This is a genomic window from Kitasatospora sp. GAS1066B (assembly GCF_041262605.1).
Lineage (GTDB): Bacteria > Actinomycetota > Actinomycetes > Streptomycetales > Streptomycetaceae > Kitasatospora.
In genome coordinates this window covers 1-17,978 of the sequence record NZ_JBGCCO010000026.1, presented here as the reverse complement: position 1 = coordinate 17,978, position 17,978 = coordinate 1, and the positions used below count along the sequence as shown (strand labels likewise).

The window sequence follows — 17,978 nt, the reverse complement described above, 5'->3', positions numbered from 1 at the left end:
GGTCCACCTTCGGTCGACCGGTGCACGCGTGACTCCTTCTCTCGGCCCCCCTGTGCAGGGCGAGGTCAGGCAGCGACGACGTCCACAGCCGCGGCCTTGGGAGTGATCGAGCTCATCCGGTCGCCCGGCGCCGGCAACGGCACGGGCTCCAACACCGGACGCAGCATGCCGTCCTCGGAGAGCGCGGCCATCGCGGCGAGTTCGGCCAGCGACAGTTCGTCGCTCACCTCGCGCATGACCTCGGACATCCGGACGTCGAGCGCGTCGCAGATCGCTGAGAGCAGTTCGGAGGAGGCCTCCTTCTGCCCACGCTCGACCTCGGAAAGGTAGCCGAGCGAGACTCGTGCGGCGGCCGACACCTCTCGCAGAGTGCGGCCCTGGCGCTGGCGCTGCCGACGCAGGACGTCACCCAAGAGGCGACGGAGCAGGATCATCGGTGGCTCCCTCCTCGGACTGCGGATCGAGATGTCACGTCCCCACCGTACCGCCTTGCCCGCTTCGTGTGCGGGGACCGTGGTCGTGTTCACTCTGGGCTGCAAGCCTCTCCCCTCCCCTGTTGTTCCCGCCCCGGGCGCGGGCAAGCCCCTTCGCTGAGAGGTTGCCCGGATTCTGCCTGTTCAGGCGTTGTTCAGCTGACGCCTGTGGTGCCGGTAGCGCTCTGCTCGGTCGCGATCCGGTCCAGGAACAGCTCCAGAGCCCCGGCCACGGCCTTTCGTCGGATTGTGGCACGGTCCCCCGACAGCCGGGGCGATGTCGCGACAGTTCCCCCCGGACCAGCGAAACCGAGATGTACTGTGCCGACTTCGTGGCCGTCCTGTTCGGTCGGCCCGGCCACGCCCGTGGTGGCCAGCCCGTAGGTGGCGCCGAGCAGTCGGCGCACCCCTTCGGCCATCTGTCGGGCCACCACCGGGTGCACCGGCCCCTCGATCGCGAGCAGCCCCTCGTCCACGCCCAGCACCGAGGCCTTCAGCTCGGTGGCGTACGCGGTGACCGAGCCGCGGAAGGTCTCCGAGGCGCCGGGCACCTCCACCAGCCGCGCGGCCAGCAGACCGCCGGTCAGCGACTCGGCGACCGCCAGGGTGGCACCCAGCGCGCGCAGCTCGGCGTGGACCCGCTCGGCCGGCGGCATGAACTCGGTCATCGCGCCACCGCCGCCCGCTCCCGGGCCTGGCCCTCGCGGCGCAGCCGGACGGCCTGGCGGACGTAGTCGGCCCCGGTGGCCACGGTCAGCAGCACCGCCAGCACCATCAGCACCGCGCGCCCGGTCGCCAGCCAGCCGGTCAGCGGCAGCACGTACATGCCCACCGCGATGCCCTGGACCAGGGTCTTGAGCTTGCCGCCCCGGCTGGCCGGAATCACGCTGTACCGGATCACCCAGAACCGCAGCAGCGTGATGCCCAGCTCCCGGGCCAGGATCACCGCCGTGATCCACCACGGCAGATCGCCCAGCGACGAGAGGCCGATCAGCGCGGCGCCCATGATCGCCTTGTCCGCGATCGGGTCGGCGATCTTGCCGAAGTCGGTGACCAGACCCTTGCGGCGGGCGATCTCCCCGTCGAACAGGTCGGTGATCATGGCGATCGCGAAGGCCGCCCAGGCCACCGCGCGCCACTTCGGGTTGTGCCCGCCGTCCGCCAGCAGCAGCGCCACGAAGACCGGCACCAGGGCGAGACGGAGCATGGTCAGCAGGTTCGCGAGGTTCCACAGCGACGGCCCCACCGCCGGCACCGCCCCCGGACGGGCCGGGCGGGCCGCTGCCGGGCTGCCCGGCCCGCCGGTCATACCGCGGCCGCCTTACGGACCAGCTCGATCGCCTCGGCGACCAGGTCGACACCCTCGCTGGCCACCACACGGGCCCGGTAGTACTGGCCGACCTCGGCCTCGGGCGCACCGGTGAGCACGGTCAGACCGTCGGTCTCCGGCGCCTGGTGGGCGGCTCTGCCCTCGATCAGCAGGTCCTCGTCGTCCTCGTCACCGCCCTCGACCGGGGTGACGGCCTCCACCAGCACCAGCACCTCGCTGCCGATCCGCTGCTCGGCGCGCTGCGCGGTCAGCTCCTCGGCGAGCCGGGTCAGCTTGGCCAGCCGCTCGGCCACCACGTCCTCGGGGAGCTTGCCCTCGAAGGTGGCGGCCTCGGTGCCGTCCTCGTCGGAGTAGCCGAAGACGCCGATCGCGTCCAGCCCGGCCTCGGTGATGAACCGTTCCAGCTCGGCGAAGTCCGCCTCGCTCTCGCCGGGGAAGCCGACGATGAAGTTGGACCGGGCGCCGGCCTGCGGCGCCTTCTCGCGGATGGTCCTCAGCAGGTCCAGGAACTGCTCGGTGTCGCCGAACCGGCGCATCCGGCGCAGCACGGCGGGGGCCGAGTGCTGGAAGGAGAGGTCGAAGTACGGGACCACGCCGGCGGTCGAGGTCATCGCCTCGATCAGGCCGGGGCGCATCTCGGCGGGCTGCAGGTAGCTGACCCGGACCCGCTCGATGCCGGGCACCGCGGCGATCTCGCTCAGCAGCGTCTCCAGCAGGCGGATGTCGCCCAGGTCCTTGCCGTAGGAGGTGTTGTTCTCGCTGACCAGGACCACCTCGCTGACGCCCTGCTCGGCCAGCCAGACGGCCTCGTTCAGCACGTCCGAGGGCCGGCGGGAGATGAACGAGCCGCGGAAGGCGGGGATGGCGCAGAACGAGCAGCGCCGGTCGCAGCCGGAGGCGAGCTTGATCGAGGCCACCGGGCTGTCGTCCAGCCGCTTGCGCAGGGTGCGCGGGCCCGAGGCGGGCGCCACGCCCTGCGGCAGGTCCTGCGGGGCGCCGTGGCCCGGCAGCGCGACCTCGGCCGCCGCGGCCTGGCGCTCGACCGGGGTCAGCGGGAGCAGCTTGCGGCGGTCGCGCGGCAGGTGGGTGGCGTGGTGACCGCCGGAGAGGATGGTCTGCAGGCGGTCGCTGATGTCGGCGTAGTCGTCGAAGCCGAGCACGCCGTCGGCCTCGGGCAGCGCGTCGGCCAGCTCCTTGCCGTAGCGCTCGGCCATGCAGCCGACCGCGACCACGGCCTGGGTGCGGCCGTGGCCCTTGAGGTCGTTGGCCTCCAGCAGGGCGTCCACCGAGTCCTTCTTGGCGGCCTCGACGAAGCCACAGGTGTTGACGACGGCGACGTCCGCTTCGCTCGCGTCGTCGACCAGTTGCCAGCCATCGGCCTCCAGTCGCCCGGCGAGTTCCTCGGAGTCGACCTCGTTGCGGGCGCATCCGAGCGTGACCAGGGCGACAGTACGGCGTTCAGGCATAGGGCCAAGATTAACGCGCGGCCCCCGGTGCCGTTTCCTCCGGAGGCCGCGCGTTGAAGATCAGGCGCTGTGGGGCGCCGTCCGGGCTAGCCGGCCTGGGGGTCACCGGGGGTGTAGGTGAGGTGCACCACTTGGCCGTCCTTGCCGGCCGGACCCAGGTCCTTGCCGTTGACGTACAGGTGCACGGCGGCCGCGTTGCCGATCACCAGCTTGATCTGCTTGGGGTCGGTGAAGGTCTGGTCCTGCCCCTGGTCCAGGTTGTTCTGGAAGAGCGACTTGCCGTCGCCGTCCAGTGCCGAGACCCAGCTGGCGCCGCTGTCGGCGACCAGCTTGACGGTCACCTTGTCGGCCGGGGCGGCGGCGATCGGGGCGACGCTGGGGGCGGGCGCGGGCGGCTGGGCGGGCGTGTCGCTGGGCGAGGTCGACGCCGAGGCGGAGGCGCTGGGCAGCGGGGAGCTGGCCGCGCCGACGGGCGCCTTGCCGGCCTTGCCACTGACCAGGTTGAAGCCGATCAACACGACCACCGCGACGATCGCCACCAGCATCGCGGTGGTCCAGGTCGGTCGGCCCCGGTCGGCCCTGATCCGCTTGGCGTCCAGCGTGGCCACCGGGGCGAGCCGTACCGGCTCGGTGCCGTGGATCTCGTCGTAGCGGGCCAGCAGCGCCTCGCCGTCGGCGCCGACGGCGCGGGCCAGCGAGCGGATGTGGCCGCGGGCGTAGAAGTCGCCGCCGCAGCGGCTGAAGTCGTCCTCCTCGATCGCGTGCACGATCGGGACCCGGACCCGGGTATCGGTGCTGACCTCATCCACCGTCAGCCCTGCGGCGAGTCGGGCCTCGGCCAGGATCCGGCCGATGGTCGGCGTGTGGTCCTGGCCGGCCGGACGCGGCTCGGCGGGGCTGGAGGCGTCGGAGGATCGGCGGTTGTCGCGGTGCGAAGACTTGCCGATGGTCACTGGGCGCGCCTTTCGAGCGGAGGCCACCTGCTGAGAGAACAGTCTAGGGGTGCGGGTGAATCGTTTCTCAACCTGAGTACGACCGAACGCGTAGCGCCGGTTCCAGGGGTCCCGACGGCCCGGGCGGGCCGCTGACACCCCCTCAGGCGGCTACCCGCGGATGGTCACCAGCACGCCGTCCAACTCGTCCGGTTTGACCAGGACGTCCCGCGCCTTGGACCCCTCGCTGGGGCCCACGATGCCGCGCGACTCCATCAGGTCCATCAGCCGCCCGGCCTTGGCGAAGCCCACCCGCAGCTTGCGCTGGAGCATCGAGGTCGACCCGAACTGGGTGGAGACCACCAGCTCGGCCGCCTGGATCAACAGGTCCAGGTCGTCGCCGATCTCCTCGTCGATCTCCTTCTTGGGCCCGGCGCCGACCGTGACGTCGTCGCGGTAGCTGGCGGTCAGCTGGTCCTTGCAGTGCTGCACCACGGCCGCGATCTCGGCCTCGGTGACGAAGGCGCCCTGCATCCGGACCGGCTTGCTCGCGCCCATCGGCAGGAAGAGCGCGTCACCCTTGCCGATCAGCTTCTCGGCGCCCGGCTGGTCCAGGATGACGCGGGAGTCGGCCATCGCCGAGGTGGCGAAGGCCAGCCGGGACGGCACGTTGGCCTTGATCAGGCCGGTCACCACGTCCACCGAGGGCCGCTGGGTGGCGAGCACCAGGTGGATGCCGGCCGCGCGGGCCAGCTGGGTGATCCGGACCACCGAGTCCTCGACGTCGCGCGGTGCGACCATCATCAGGTCGGCCAGCTCGTCGACGATCACCAGCAGGTACGGGTACGGCGTCAGCTCCCGCTCGCTGCCCAGCGGCGGGGTCACCTTGCCGGCCTTGACCGCGGCGTTGAAGTCGTCCACGTGCCGGAAGCCGTAGGCGGCCAGGTCGTCGTAGCGCAGGTCCATCTCGCGGACCACCCACTGCAGCGCCTCGGCCGCCTTCTTCGGGTTGGTGATGATCGGCGTGATCAGGTGCGGGATGCCCTCGTAGGCGGTCAGCTCGACCCGCTTGGGGTCGACCAGGACCATCCGGACCTCGTCCGGGGTGGCCCGGGCCAGGATCGAGGTGATCAGGCAGTTGATGCAGGAGGACTTGCCCGCGCCGGTGGCGCCCGCGACCAGGATGTGCGGCATCTTGGCGAGGTTGGCGAGCACCGTGTGGCCCTCGACGTCCTTGCCCATGCCGACCACCATCGGATGGGTGTCCTCGGCGGCGCTGCGCGAGCGCAGCAGGTCGCCGAGGTTGACCATCTCGCGGTCGCCGTTGGGGATCTCGATGCCGACGGCGGACTTGCCGGGGATCGGGCTGATGATCCGCACGTCCGCGCTGGCCACCGCATAGGCGATGTTCTTGGCCAGCGCGGTGATCCGCTCGACCTTGACGGCCGGGCCGAGCTCGACCTCGTACCGGGTGACCGTCGGGCCGCGGGTGAAGCCGGTGACCTTCGCGTCCACCTTGAACTCCGCGAAGGTGGAGGTGAGCTGGGCGACCACCTGGTCGTTGAGCGCGCTGCGGGTCTTGCCCGGGCCGCCGCGCTCCAGCAGGTCCAGCGGGGGCAGCGCGTACTCGGCGCCGCCGAGCAGTTGGAGCTGTTCCATCCGGGCCGGCGCGGGGGTGTGCTCGGGGGGAGCGGCGGATCCGCCGGCCCCCGCGGTACGGGCCGGCGGGACGACCGACTCCTCCGGCTGGGCGGTGCGGTCCTGCACCTGGTGCATGATGCTGGCCACCGCGGGCGAGGCGGGCACGCCGTGCAGCAACGCGCCGTCCAGGTCGGCGGCCACGCCGGCGGCGATGTCGCGGGTCTGGAACGGGTCCTTGACGAACATGTCGGGGACGGCGGGCGCCAGCTCCGGCTCGTCCACCTGCTTGCGCCGCCCGCGCCGACGGCGGCGGGCGGCGATCTCGTCGCCGGGGTCCTCCTCGACGGTGTAGGGCAGCGCGTCCGGGTCGGCGTCCTCCGGCGGCTCGGTGGACAGCTCGCGGTCGCCGGTGGCGTACGGCTCGCCGTACTCGTCCAGGCCGTCCAGTTCGTCCGCCATCGAGGGCTCCAGCACGCCCAGGCGCTCGCCGAGCAGCCGCAGCCGCTCGGGGATCTTGTTGACCGGGGTGGCGGTGACCACCAGCAGGCCGAAGAAGGCCAGCAACAGCAGGAGTGGCACGGCCAGCGGCGGCCCGGCGGCGGCCAGCATCGGCGTGGAGGCGGCCCAGCCGAGGATGCCGCCCGCCTGCCGGATCCGGGTCGCCCCGCTCTGCATCCCGGGGGCGCCGCAGCCGATGTGGACCAGGCCGAGCACGCCGAGCACCAGGGTGCTCAGGCCGATCGCGATCCGTCCGTCGGCCTCCGGCAGGCCCGGGTGGCGCATCAGCCGGATCGCCAGCCCCGCCAGCAGCAGCGGGACCAGCACCGCGAGGCGGCCGAACAGGCCGCTGACCACGTTGGTGGCGGCGTCGCCCAGCCAGCCCTGCGGGCTGAACCAGGTGCCGGCGGCGGTGACCAGGGCGAGCGCCAGCAGCAGCAGCGCCACGCCGTCCTTGCGGTGCGCCGGGTGCAGGCCCTTGGCGCCGTCGCCGAAACCGCGGAAGAGCGCGCCGACGCTGTGGGCCAGGCCCAACCAGCAGACACGCACCGCGCGGAACAGGATCGGCTGCCGGGACCTGGGCCTGGGGGCCGGAGCCACCGGTGCGGCGGCGGCCGCCTTCTTCGCCGGAGCCTTGCGCGCGGCGGCCTTGGACGGTGCCTTGGCGGGCCCGCTCTTGGCGGGCGGCTTGGCCGCCGCCTTGCGCGCCGTGGCCTTCTTCGCCGGGGCGGCCTTCTTCGCCGGTCCCGGACTCGAGTTGCGTGCCGTGCTGCCGGGCGTCCGTGAGGCCATGGCACCAGAGCCTACCGGCGGCCCTGAGCCGTGGACACATGACCGACCGTCATGCCCCTGGCGTGTCGCCGAGGCGGGTCGACACGCCGTCAGCCGGCCGCCGGTTCACCCGGGTGGCTCAGGCGTGGTCGGCGCCCGGCCGCAGCGCCTCCAGCGCGGCCCGCAGGCCGACCAGCTTGCGCTCCAGGTGAGCGGCGGCGGCCGCCGCCCCGGTCTCGGGCGAGTCGCCCAGCTGCTTGGTCAGCGCCTCGGCCTGCTCCTCCACCGAGGCGAGCCGCGCGGAGAGCTCGGCCAGCAGCGGCTCCGCCGAATCCCCGCCCTGGCGGTCGCCGTCCTGGCGACCGTCGTCCAACTGCAGCCGCAACAGCGCCGCCTGCTCCTTGAGCTGGCAGTTCTTCGCGTAGAGGTCGACGAAGACGGAGACCTTGGCGCGCAGCACCCAGGGGTCGAACGGCTTGGAGATGTAGTCCACCGCGCCGGCCGCGTACCCGCGGAAGGTGTGGTGCGGACCGTGGTTGATCGCGGTCAGGAAGATGATCGGGATGTCTCTGGTCCGCTCGCGGCGCTTGATGTGCGCCGCCGTCTCGAAGCCGTCCATGCCCGGCATCTGGACGTCCAGCAGGATCACCGCGAAGTCGTCGGTGAGCAGCGCCTTGAGCGCCTCCTCGCCCGAGGCAGCACGGACCAGCGTCTGGTCCAGCGCCGAGAGGATGGCCTCCAGCGCCAGCAGGTTCTCCGGTCGATCGTCGACCAGGAGGATCTTCGCCTTCTGCACTACGACCCGCCCTCCTGCCGGATAGCCCAGTGGTTTCCCGCGTGCCGGCACCCGTGTACCGCCTGCCACCGACCCGGTCATGCTAGCCGCACCCCCAAGCCCTGCCCTATCGGATGGTCACAACAGGCTGATCACACACCTGTCGCCCTGATGTCCCCGGCACGCGGGCCTGCGTACCGTCGCCATCCGGTTACTGTTCGCAACGATGAGTGACCCTAGCGGGTTCCCGGTCCGGCTCGCCAGTAAACGCCGATGTCCGCGTGCTACGTCAGTTCGCCGCGCGCACCCAGCCACTGCCGCATCACGCCGAGCAGGTGGTCGGTGTCCACCGGCTTGGTCACATGGTCCGAGGCGCCCGCCGCCAGGCTCTTCTCCCGGTCGCCCTTCATCGCCTTGGCGGTCAGCGCGATGATCGGCAGGCCGGCGAAGTTGGGCATCCGGCGGATCGCCTCGGTGGTCGCATAGCCGTCCATCTCCGGCATCATGATGTCCATCAGCACCAGCGCCACGTTCTCGTGGTGCTCCAGCACCTCGATGCCCTCGCGCCCGTTCTCCGCGTACAGCACGGTCAGTCCGTACTGTTCCAGAACGCTGGTGAGGGCGAAGACGTTGCGCACGTCGTCGTCGACGATCAGCACCTCCTCGCCGCCGAACCGGCCCTCGAACTGCGGTCCCGCGCCGGCCCGCGGCGCCGGCAGCTCCTCGCCGCGGCCACCCGGCACCGACTCGGCCTCCTGCGCCGAGCGGCGCCGCTCGGCCGCCTCCCGGCGGCGATCCTCGGCCAACTCGCGGACCTCCTGGGCCCAGTGGTCGGCCGGGTTCTCGCCGACCGGCACCGGCAGGCCGGTCGGGGTGACGCCGACCGAGGCCCGCGGTGCGCCCTGAGCCACCGTGCCCGCCGTGCCGCCCGCCGCCCGCTCACGGTCCGCCTGCTGCTCCGGCGTCTCGCTGCGCAGCGGCAGGTAGAGCGTGAAGGTGCTGCCCACGCCCAACTCGCTGTCGGCGTGGATCTCGCCGCCCAGCAGGCGGGCGATCTCCCGGCTGATCGACAGGCCCAGGCCGGTGCCGGCGTACTTGCGACTGGTGCCGCCGTCGGCCTGCTTGAACGCCTCGAAGATCTCGCGCAGCTTGTTGCCGGGGATCCCGATGCCGGTGTCGGTCACCGAGAAGGCCACCAACTGGGCGTCCGGGTCGTCGATCTGGCCGGATTCCAGCAGCTGCTCGCGCACGTGCTGCGGCACCACCGAGCCGGCCGGTCCGATGGTCAGCCGCACCGCGCCGGAGTCGGTGAACTTCACCGCGTTGGAGAGCAGGTTGCGCAGCACCTGCTGGAGCCGCTGCTCGTCGGTGTGCAGGATGGGCGGCAGTTCGGGCGAGACGGTGACCTCGAACTCCAGGCCCTTGTCGGCGGTCAGCGGCCTGAACGCGGCCTCGACGTAGTCGGTCAGCTGGACCAGGGCGATCTTGGCCGGCCGGACGTCCATCTTGCCCGCCTCGACCTTGGACAGGTCGAGGATGTCGTTGATCAGCTGCAGCAGGTCGGAGCCGGCGCCGTGGATGGTGTCGGCGAACTCGACCTGCTTGGGCGAGAGGTTGCCCTCGTTGTTGTCGGAGAGCAGCTTGGCCAGGATCAGCAGCGAGTTGAGCGGGGTGCGCAACTCGTGCGACATGTTGGCGAGGAACTCGCTCTTGTAGCGCGAGGCGAGGGCGAGTTGTTCGGCGCGCTCCTCCAGGACCTTGCGGGCCTCCTCGATCTCGCTGTTCTTGATCTCGATGTCGCGGTTCTGCTGGGCGAGTTGCTCGGCCTTCTCCTGGAGCTCCTCGTTGGTGCGCTCCAGTTCCTCCTGACGCGCCTCCAGCTCGGCCGAGCGCATGGAGAGTTCGGCGGTCAGCCGCTGGGACTCCAGCAGCAGCCCCTCGGTCTTGGTGTTGACGCTGATGGTGTTGACCGTGACGCCGATCAGGTCGGCGATCTGGTTCAGGAAGTCCATCACCACCGTGGTGAAGGAGGCGAAGGTGGCCAGCTCGATCACCCCGAGCAGCCGGCCCTCGAAGAGCACCGGCAGGACCACCACGTGCGCCGGCGAGGCCTCACCGAGGCCGGAGGAGATCCGCAGGTACCCGGGGGGCGCCTCGGTCAGGCTGATCGGGCGCTTCTCCACCGCGGCCTGGCCGACCAGCGACTCGCCGGGACGGAAGGTGGTGGGCATCGAGCGGCGCTGGTAGCCGTAGGAGCCGATCAGGCGCAGCACCGTGTCGGACTCGTCGTCGTCCTCGGTGATCATCTCGGCGGTCCGGCCGGCCGGCTGGGCCAGGAAGAAGGCGCCGTGCTGGGCGGAGACCACCGGGGTCAGCTCGGACATGATCAGCGAGGCGACCGCCTCCAGGTCCCGCCGGCCCTGCAACAGCCCGGAGAACCGGGCCATGTTGGTCTTCAGCCAGTCCTGCTCCTGGTTGGTGCGAGTGGTCTCGCGCAGGTTGGCGATCATCTGGTTGATGTTGTCCTTGAGCTCGTCGATCTCGCCGGAGGCGTCGACGTCGATCCGCAAGGACAGATCGCCCCGGGTCACCGCGGTGGCGACCTGGGCGATCGCGCGCACCTGCCGGGTCAGGTTGTTGGCGAGCTCGTTCACGCCCTCGGTGAGGTCCTGCCAGGTGCCGTCCACCCCGGGCACCCGGGCCTGGCCGCCGAGCCGGCCGTCGGTGCCCACCTCGCGGGCCACCCGGGTGACCTCGTCGGCGAACGAACTCAGCTGGTCCACCATGGTGTTGATGCTGGTCTTCAGATCGAGGATCTCGCCCCGGGCGTCCACGTCGATCTTCTGCGACAGGTCACCACGGGCCACCGCCGTGATCACCAGGGCGATGTTGCGGACCTGGCCGGTCAGGTTGTTGGCCATCTGGTTGACGTTGTCGGTCAGGTCCTTCCAGATGCCGGCCACACCCGGGACATCGGCCTGGCCGCCGAGGATGCCGTCGGTGCCCACCTCGCGGGCCACCCTGGTGACCTGGACGGCGAAGGCGTTCAGCTGGTCGACCATCGTGTTGAGGGTGCCGGCCAGCGCGGCCACCTCGCCCTGCGCCTCGATGGTGATCTTCTTGGAGAGGTCACCGCGGGCCACCGCGGTGGCCACCTCGGCGATGTTGCGGACCTGGCTGGTCAGGTTGGACGCCATGAAGTTGACGTTGTCGGTCAGGTCCTTCCAGATGCCCGAGACCCCGCGCACCCGGGCCTGGCCGCCCAGGATGCCCTCGGTACCGACCTCGCGGGCGACGCGCGTGACCTCGTCCGCGAAGGCGCTCAGCTGGTCGACCATGGTGTTGACGGTGGTGACCAGTTCGAGGATCTCGCCGCGCGCGTCGACGGTGATCTTCTTGGAGACGTCGCCGAGCGCCACCGCCGTGGTGACCTCGGCGATGTTGCGGACCTGGCTGGTCAGGTTGGACGCCATGAAGTTGACGCTGTTGGTCAGGTCCTTCCAGGTCCCGGAGACCCCGGGCACCGTGGCCTGACCGCCCAGGATGCCCTCGGTACCGACGTCCCGGGCGACCCTGGTCACCTCGTCCGCGAACGAGCTGAGCTGGTCGACCATGGTGTTCATGGTGCTCTTCAGCTCCAGGATCTCGCCCCGGGCGTCCACCTGGATCCGCTGCGACAGGTCACCGCGCGCCACCGCCGTGGTCACCTGCGCGATGTTGCGCACCTGATCGGTGAGGTTGTTCGCCATGAAGTTCACCGAATCGGTCAGATCGCGCCACACCCCCGCGACCCCCGGCACCTGCGCCTGCCCACCCAGGCGCCCCTCGGTCCCCACATCCCGCGCCACCCGCGTTACCTGCGCGGCGAAGGCGGAGAGCTGGTCGACCATGGTGTTGATGGTGTTCTTCAGCTCCAGGATCTCGCCCCGGGCGTCCACCTCGATCTTCTGCGACAGGTCACCGCGGGCCACCGCCGTGGTCACCTGCGCGATGTTGCGCACCTGATCGGTGAGGTTGTTCGCCATGAAGTTCACCGAATCGGTCAGATCGCGCCACACCCCCGCGACCCCCGGCACCTGCGCCTGCCCACCCAGGCGCCCCTCGGTCCCCACATCCCGCGCCACCCGCGTCACCTGCGCGGCGAACGAGTTCAGTTGATCCACCATCGTGTTGACGGTGTTCTTCAGCTCCAGCATCTCGCCGGCCACGTCGACCGTGACCTTGTGCGACAGGTCGCCCTTGGCCACCGCCGTGGTGACCTCGGCGATGTTGCGCACCTGGGCGGTGAGCCGGCCCGCCATGGTGTTGACGGAGTCGGCCAGGTCCTTCCAGCTGCCGGACATCGACCGGACCCGGGCCTGACCGCCGAGCTTGCCCTCGGTGCCCACCTCGATGGCCACCCGGGTCACCTCGTCGGTGAACTCGGAGAGTTGGTCGACCAGGCCGTTGACGGTCCGTCCGACCTTGAGGAACTCCCCGCGCAGCGGGTGGCTGCCACCGTCCGGCTGGTTGGAGCGCAGCTCCATCCGCTGGTCCAGGTCGCCCTCGGCGATCGACGCCAGCACCCGGCCGACCTCGGCCATCGGGCGCGCCAGGTCGTCGATCAGCGCGTTGCAGTTGTCCACCGCCGACGCCCAGGCGCCCTCGCTGGCGCCGCTCTCCAGCCGGGCGGTCAGCCGCCCCTCCCGGCCGACCGCGCGGCGCACCCGGGCCAGCTCACCGGTCAGGTGCTGGTTGCGCTCCGCCACCTCGTTGAACATGGCGGCGATCTCGGCCATCGGCCCGTCGCCCGGCACGGTCAACCGGCGCCGGAAGTTGCCGTCGCGCATCGCGGTCAGCGCGCCGAGCAACTTGCGCAGCTCGGCCGGCTCGGCCCCGCGGTTGTGCCCGGGCCGGCGCCCGGCCCCGCCACGGGGAGCGGTGGCGGCGCGCGCGCCGCGTGGTGCGGCCGTGCTCTTCTGCCCGGAGGTGCTCTGACCGGCAGCGTCCTTGGTAGCGGTACTCAACGGGACCCTCCCACGTCGCGACTGGCTGGTATCCGCCGGCCCGGCAAGCTGTGCCGCTCCTGCGGATCCCCCAGTCTGACAGCCCGGACCGACCGGCAATGCCCAGTTCACCAGGCTCACCCCCTGGTGAGAAGGAGGCGATGGGCAGGTTCCGGGTGCATGGGGTGGGGAGAATCACTCCTCAGCGGCTGTTTCACTCCCCCTTTCTCCCGGGGAGACCAAGCGGAAAGTAGGGTGGAGCGCTGCACCTCGCCCTGGCCGGTGCCACCGGGTTCCCACCGCTCGGCGCCGGGCCGCACCAGTCGCCGAGCAGCCGTACCCGAACAAGAGGAGAAGCAGCCCGTGGTCACCGCGCGCGCAGCCGCCACCTTCGAGCCGGACGGCCGGTCGGCCTCGGCCGCGCGCGGCTTCGTCCGCGACGCGCTGCTGGGCTGGGGGCTGCCCGAGGTCGTCGACGACGCGATAGTCCTGGTCAGCGAGCTGGTCACGAACGCGGTGGTGCACGCGGGGACCGCCGCCGAGGTCAGCTGCCTGCGCGAGGCGGACTCGGTCCAGATCGGTGTGACCGACCGGCACCCCGAACGCGGCCTGCCCGCCTTCGCCGGACCGGTCGCCGGCGACGCCGTCTCCGAGCACTTCGCCGACTCCGAGGGCGAGGGTGGCCGAGGCCTGCTGATGTGTTCGGCACTCTCCAGCCGCTGGGGCGTGGAGTACTCCGCCGGGCAGAAGACCGTCTGGTTCCGGCTGCCGCTGCAGCGCGCCCTGCCCGGCACCCGCTACGCCCTGCCGCAGGCGCCCGGCGAGGTGCTGCCCAGCACCGACGGACCGGTGCTGGTGGCCGTCGTCCAGGTGGACGAGCACGGCCTGGTGCGCTCCTGGAACGCGGACGCCGAAGGACTGTTCCGCCAGCCCGCCGACGCGGTGCTCGGCGGGCGCTGGGCCGACCTGGTGGTCTGGCCGCAGCCGCCCGGCGAACTGGCGAACCTGGCGGAGGTGCTCCGGCTGGCCCGCTGGGAGGGCGCGTTCGGAATCCGGCGCGCCGACCAGCGCACCATCGAGGTGTACGGCTCGCAGGTCCGGCTGCTGGACGCCACCGGCGCCCCGTCCACGCTCTGCCTGCTGGTCCGTGAGCGGGACCGCGCCGTGCTGCGCACCCCCACCCGCACCGCACCGGCCGGCCCGAGCAGCAGCGCCCTCGAGCCGCTGGACCTGCAGCTGGAAGGCGTGCCGGCCGACGACCTGTCAGGCATGCTCCAGCAGACGGTGGAACGGGCCCGGGACCTGCTCGACGGTGATGCCGCCTACCTGCTGCTGATCACCGACGACGAGAGCGAGTTCGAGGTCCGGGCGGCCACCGGACTGCCGGCCGGCCGGGTCAAGGACGTGCGGATCCCGGTGGACGCCGGCCAGGGCCGGTACGACTCGGCCCGGCTGCCCGCCGTCCACCAGGACCTGGCGGTCCGGCCCGGCGCCGCCCCGCTGCTCGGCGGCTCCGGGCTGCGCTCGCTGATCACCGTGCCGCTCAAGGTCGAGGGACGGCTGATCGGTTCGCTCGGCGTGGCGGCCGGCCGGCCCGGGCAGTACGACAACGACCATGCGTTGCGGCTGCAGTTCGCCGCCGACCGGATCGCACTCAGCGTGGAGAACGCCCGGCTGGCGGAACGGGAACGGCTGCGCCGGGGCGCGCTCTCCTTCCTCGTCGAGGCCTCCGACCTGCTGGCCGGAACCCTGGAGCTACAGCAGACGCTCGCCCTGATGGCGCAGATGGCGGTACCCACGCTGGCCGCCTGGTGCGCCGTCTACACCATCGCCGAGCAGGCCGAACAGGCCGAACTCGCCTTCGTGCTGCACGAGGACGAGGACCGGATCGACCCGCTGCGCGCGCTGCTGCGCAGCACCGAGGCGCCGGTGGACATCGCGGCCGGCGGCACCGCCACCTGGGACGGCCCGGCCCAGGCGCTCACCGGGACCGAGCCCGCCGGGCTGCTCGGCCAGACGGTGGCGCTGCCGCTGTTCGCCCGCAACCGGGTGATCGGGCTGCTGGTGCTGGGGACCACCGCCGGAGTGACCTTCCGTCAGGAGATTCTGGAGCTGGCCGAGGACCTGTCCCGGCGCGCTGCCCTGGCGCTGGACAACTCCCGGCTCTACTCGGAGCGGACAGCCACCAGCCAGGCCCTGCAGCGCAGTCTGCTGCCGCCGGAGCTGCCGAAGATCCCCGGCGTCGAGGTCGAGGTCTACTACCAGGCCGCCGGCGAGGGCAACGAGGTCGGCGGCGACTTCTACGACCTGTTCTCGATCCGCGAGGGAACCTACGGCTTCGCGATCGGCGACGTCTGCGGCACCGGTCCGCAGGCCGCCTCGGTCACCGGGCTGGCCCGCAACTCGCTGCGGCTGCTGGCCCGCGAAGGCCTGGATGCGCCGCAGGTGCTGAGCCGGCTGAACCGGGCGATCCTCGACGAGGGCGACCGGGGCCGCTTCCTGACCCTGCTGTACGGGGAGCTGACGCCGCGCGCCGACGGGAGCGCCGAGCTCAGCCTGGTCTGCGCCGGCCACCCACTGCCGCTGCGTCTGGGCACGGACGGACGGGTGACCGCGGCCGCCGAGTCGCAGCCGCTGCTCGGGGTGTTGGAGCACCTGGAGCTGACCGTCGAGCAGGTGGTGCTGGAGCCGGGCGAGGTGCTGCTCTGCGTGACGGACGGCGTGACCGAGCGGCGGGAGGGCATGCGGATGCTCGGCGAGGACGGGCTGGCCGAGGTGCTGGCCGGCTGCACCGGGCTGACGGCCGGCGCGGTCGCCGCCCGGGTGCAGCGTGCCGTGGAGCGGTTCGCGCCCGAGCCGCCGTCGGACGACATGGCGATCATCGCGCTGCGGGTGCCGGTCCAGCGGCACGGCTAGAGGGGCTAGCGGGGGGCTGGCGGCGGGGCCGAGGGAGCGCGAGCCGTTGTCGGCCGCTCTCATCGGCAGTGAGCTCATCAGCAATGGTTACTGTCTGATGACGACTCAGCTGACAAACGAACAAATTCTACGATTCACAAGGGTACAAGCGGTTCGTCGCGGGTAGACACCAGCTGACCGGGGATTCCCCCGGCGAACCCGGTCCCGGCAGCCCTGAGCTGCGGGGACGCAGCAAGGCCACTGCCCCCGCGCCCTCCCGCAGGACGCCCCGGCAGAGCCACCGCGACGGCTGCCGTGTCCGCCGTCGCCGTCACCTCCCCGCCCTCTCGCGCACCTTGGCGCGCCCGGCCGCACCACGCTGCCCGGGTGCTCGCACCGCCATGGCCTGGCCCGACCAGGCACCGCGAACCCACCAGACACCTGGCACCACCCCAGAAAGGAGCCTCCGGTGAGCAATGACGCTACCGGGGCCAACGCCCGACCCGTCTCACTCGACGCGGGTCCCCTCGGATACCTCGCACTCGGCCTGACCCTCCTCTCGTACGGCCTGCTGCAGACCGGGATCCTGCACGGCGCCGGCGTCGCCGACGCGGCGGGCCTCGCCCACCTGGTCGGCGGGGTCGCGCTGTTCATCGCCGGCCTCTGGCAGTTCCGCTCCGGTGACACCTTCAGCGGCACGGCCTTCACCGGCCTGGGCGCCTTCTGGGCAGTCTGGGCGGCGGGGGCGGGATCGATGGCCGGCGGCAAGAACGCGGCCGGCCTCTTCCTGCTCCTGTGGGCGCTGCTGGCCCTCACCCTGGCGGTGGCGAGCTGGCAGGCCGGGCTGTTCGGCCGCGGCCTCTACGGCCTGCTGACGCTGTCGCTGCTGCTGGCGGCGATCGGCACCTTCGGCAGCACCAGCGGTCTGGTAAAGGTGGCCGGCTGGCTCGCGGCGGTGGCCGGCCTGATCAGCTGGTACTGGGCGACCGCGGCGCTGACCAACAGTGGCTGGGGCCGGGCTGCGCTGCCGGTGAAGTGACAGCGCCGATCTGACGGGTCAGCGCCTGACCCGTCAGGACCGGGCGGGGCCTCCTCGGGAGGCTCCGCCCTCGGCGTGCCCGGTTCCTGTGGCCGGTTCGTGTGGCCGGTTCGTGTGCCTCGTAGGTGTGCCCGCCAGGAACGTCAGCGGCTGGCGGTCGGGCGGGTGGGCTGCGGCTGCGCGGACGGCTCGCCCTGGGCGTCGTCCTGTCGACGCCGGGCCCGCAGACGGCTCGCGGCGTACTGCACCGCGTACGCGAGCATCAGCAACCAGAGCGCCACCAGGCCGTCGGCCCAGAAGTGGTTGGCCGTCGCCACGACCACGGTGACGGTCAGCAGCGGGTGCAGAAGAATCAGCCAACGCCATGGCGAGCGTCCGATCGCGATGACGGCGACGGCCGCCAGAACGCACCAGGCGACATGGACCGAGGGCATCGCCGAGAGCTCGTCCGCGTGCATGCCGCCGATTCCCCCGGAGTAGACCGACTGCCCGTACTCGGCCGCCAGATCGACGAATCCGGCGTCCGGCAGCATGCGGGGCGGGGCGACCGGCAGGAACTGGATCACCAGGCAGGCCGCGGTCACCAGCACCACCGTGGTCCGCACCCACGCGTAGCGGGCCCGATGCCACAGGAAGGCCCAGAGCAGCACCGCGATCATCACGGCGAAGTGCATGGTCGCGTAGTAGTAGTTCGCCAGCCGGACCAGGACCGGATACGGCGTGATCATCCGCTGCAAGGACGCCTCGTCCGGCAGACCGAGTCGCAGCTCGGTGCGATGGATCCACTCGGCGCGGTCCAGCGCGTGGGCGGTACTCAGCAGCGAGAGCTGGCCCACCAGTTGCCAGAGCGCGAAGAGCGCCAGCAACGTGCCGGCCTCGCGCAGGACGGCGACCACGGTCCGACGGGTCGGGAGCACACGGTGGACCACGTAGGAGGCACCCAGCAGGACCACCGCCGTGGCTCCGGCGCTCTGCCACGAAAGGGTCAGGTTCTGCAACGCCGCGCGCCTCTCCGCCTGCCGGCCGGTCTGCCGGTCCGTGCCGGTCTGTGTGCCAGAGAGGGTAGCGCGCGACGGCCGGTAAACGCAGAGAAGCCCCCTTCCCGAAGGAAGAGGGCTTCTCTAGAAGAATTGTTCGGCGGCGTCCTACTCTCCCACAGGGTCCCCCCTGCAG

11 protein-coding genes are annotated in these 17,978 nt (G+C 71.8%); 2 read left to right on the top strand and 9 right to left on the bottom strand.

Annotation, left to right across the window (positions count from 1 at the left end; all coding sequences use genetic code 11):
* Nucleotides 1-65 precede the first annotated feature (65 nt).
* The 8 genes from ABH937_RS26610 to ABH937_RS26575 form a co-directional block, all read right to left on the bottom strand.
* Complete coding sequence (locus ABH937_RS26610; RefSeq protein ID WP_280693760.1) at nucleotides 66-434, bottom strand: helix-turn-helix transcriptional regulator; 369 nt, start codon at nucleotides 432-434, stop codon at nucleotides 66-68.
* Between the two features lie 194 nt (nucleotides 435-628).
* The gene (locus tag ABH937_RS26605) at nucleotides 629-1,129 is read right to left on the bottom strand and encodes a CinA family protein (RefSeq protein ID WP_280693773.1); all 501 of its coding nucleotides are present in this window, start codon (nucleotides 1,127-1,129) and stop codon (nucleotides 629-631) included.
* 8 nt (nucleotides 1,130-1,137) lie between these two features.
* Nucleotides 1,138-1,782, bottom strand: coding sequence for a CDP-diacylglycerol--glycerol-3-phosphate 3-phosphatidyltransferase (gene pgsA, locus ABH937_RS26600; protein WP_280693761.1), 645 nt, complete (start codon nucleotides 1,780-1,782; stop codon nucleotides 1,138-1,140).
* Nucleotides 1,779-3,269, bottom strand: a complete 1,491-nt coding sequence (gene rimO / locus ABH937_RS26595) for a 30S ribosomal protein S12 methylthiotransferase RimO (protein WP_370219718.1) — start codon at nucleotides 3,267-3,269, stop codon at nucleotides 1,779-1,781. Before rimO ends, pgsA begins: the two co-directional genes overlap by 4 nt.
* Before the next feature lie 86 nt (nucleotides 3,270-3,355).
* On the bottom strand, nucleotides 3,356-4,216 hold the full coding sequence (locus tag ABH937_RS26590; RefSeq protein WP_370147047.1) for a helix-turn-helix domain-containing protein: 861 nt from the start codon (nucleotides 4,214-4,216) through the stop codon (nucleotides 3,356-3,358).
* A gap of 156 nt (nucleotides 4,217-4,372) precedes the next feature.
* On the bottom strand, nucleotides 4,373-7,132 hold the full coding sequence (locus ABH937_RS26585; protein WP_370219717.1) for a DNA translocase FtsK: 2,760 nt from the start codon (nucleotides 7,130-7,132) through the stop codon (nucleotides 4,373-4,375).
* Nucleotides 7,133-7,250: 118 nt separating this feature from the next.
* The gene (locus tag ABH937_RS26580) at nucleotides 7,251-7,907 is read right to left on the bottom strand and encodes a two-component system response regulator (protein WP_280693765.1); all 657 of its coding nucleotides are present in this window, start codon (nucleotides 7,905-7,907) and stop codon (nucleotides 7,251-7,253) included.
* A gap of 263 nt (nucleotides 7,908-8,170) precedes the next feature.
* Entirely contained in the window at nucleotides 8,171-12,715 is a 4,545-nt protein-coding gene (locus ABH937_RS26575; protein WP_370219760.1) for a HAMP domain-containing protein, read from the bottom strand.
* 519 nt (nucleotides 12,716-13,234) lie between these two features.
* On the opposite strand from ABH937_RS26575, the gene ABH937_RS26570 reads away from it, so the two are divergent.
* Both ABH937_RS26570 and ABH937_RS26565 read left to right on the top strand, forming a co-directional pair.
* A complete protein-coding gene (locus ABH937_RS26570; RefSeq protein WP_370219716.1) occupies nucleotides 13,235-15,787 on the top strand; it encodes a SpoIIE family protein phosphatase in 2,553 nt (850 codons plus the stop codon).
* A 448-nt stretch (nucleotides 15,788-16,235) separates the two neighbouring features.
* Nucleotides 16,236-16,805 (top strand): acetate uptake transporter, encoded by a 570-nt coding sequence (locus tag ABH937_RS26565; protein ID WP_370219715.1) that lies wholly within the window; start codon nucleotides 16,236-16,238, stop codon nucleotides 16,803-16,805.
* Between the two features lie 143 nt (nucleotides 16,806-16,948).
* On the opposite strand, the gene ABH937_RS26560 is transcribed toward ABH937_RS26565, so the two are convergent.
* Complete coding sequence (locus ABH937_RS26560) at nucleotides 16,949-17,803, bottom strand: phosphatase PAP2 family protein (RefSeq protein ID WP_280695001.1); 855 nt, start codon at nucleotides 17,801-17,803, stop codon at nucleotides 16,949-16,951.
* Nucleotides 17,804-17,978 lie beyond the last annotated feature (175 nt).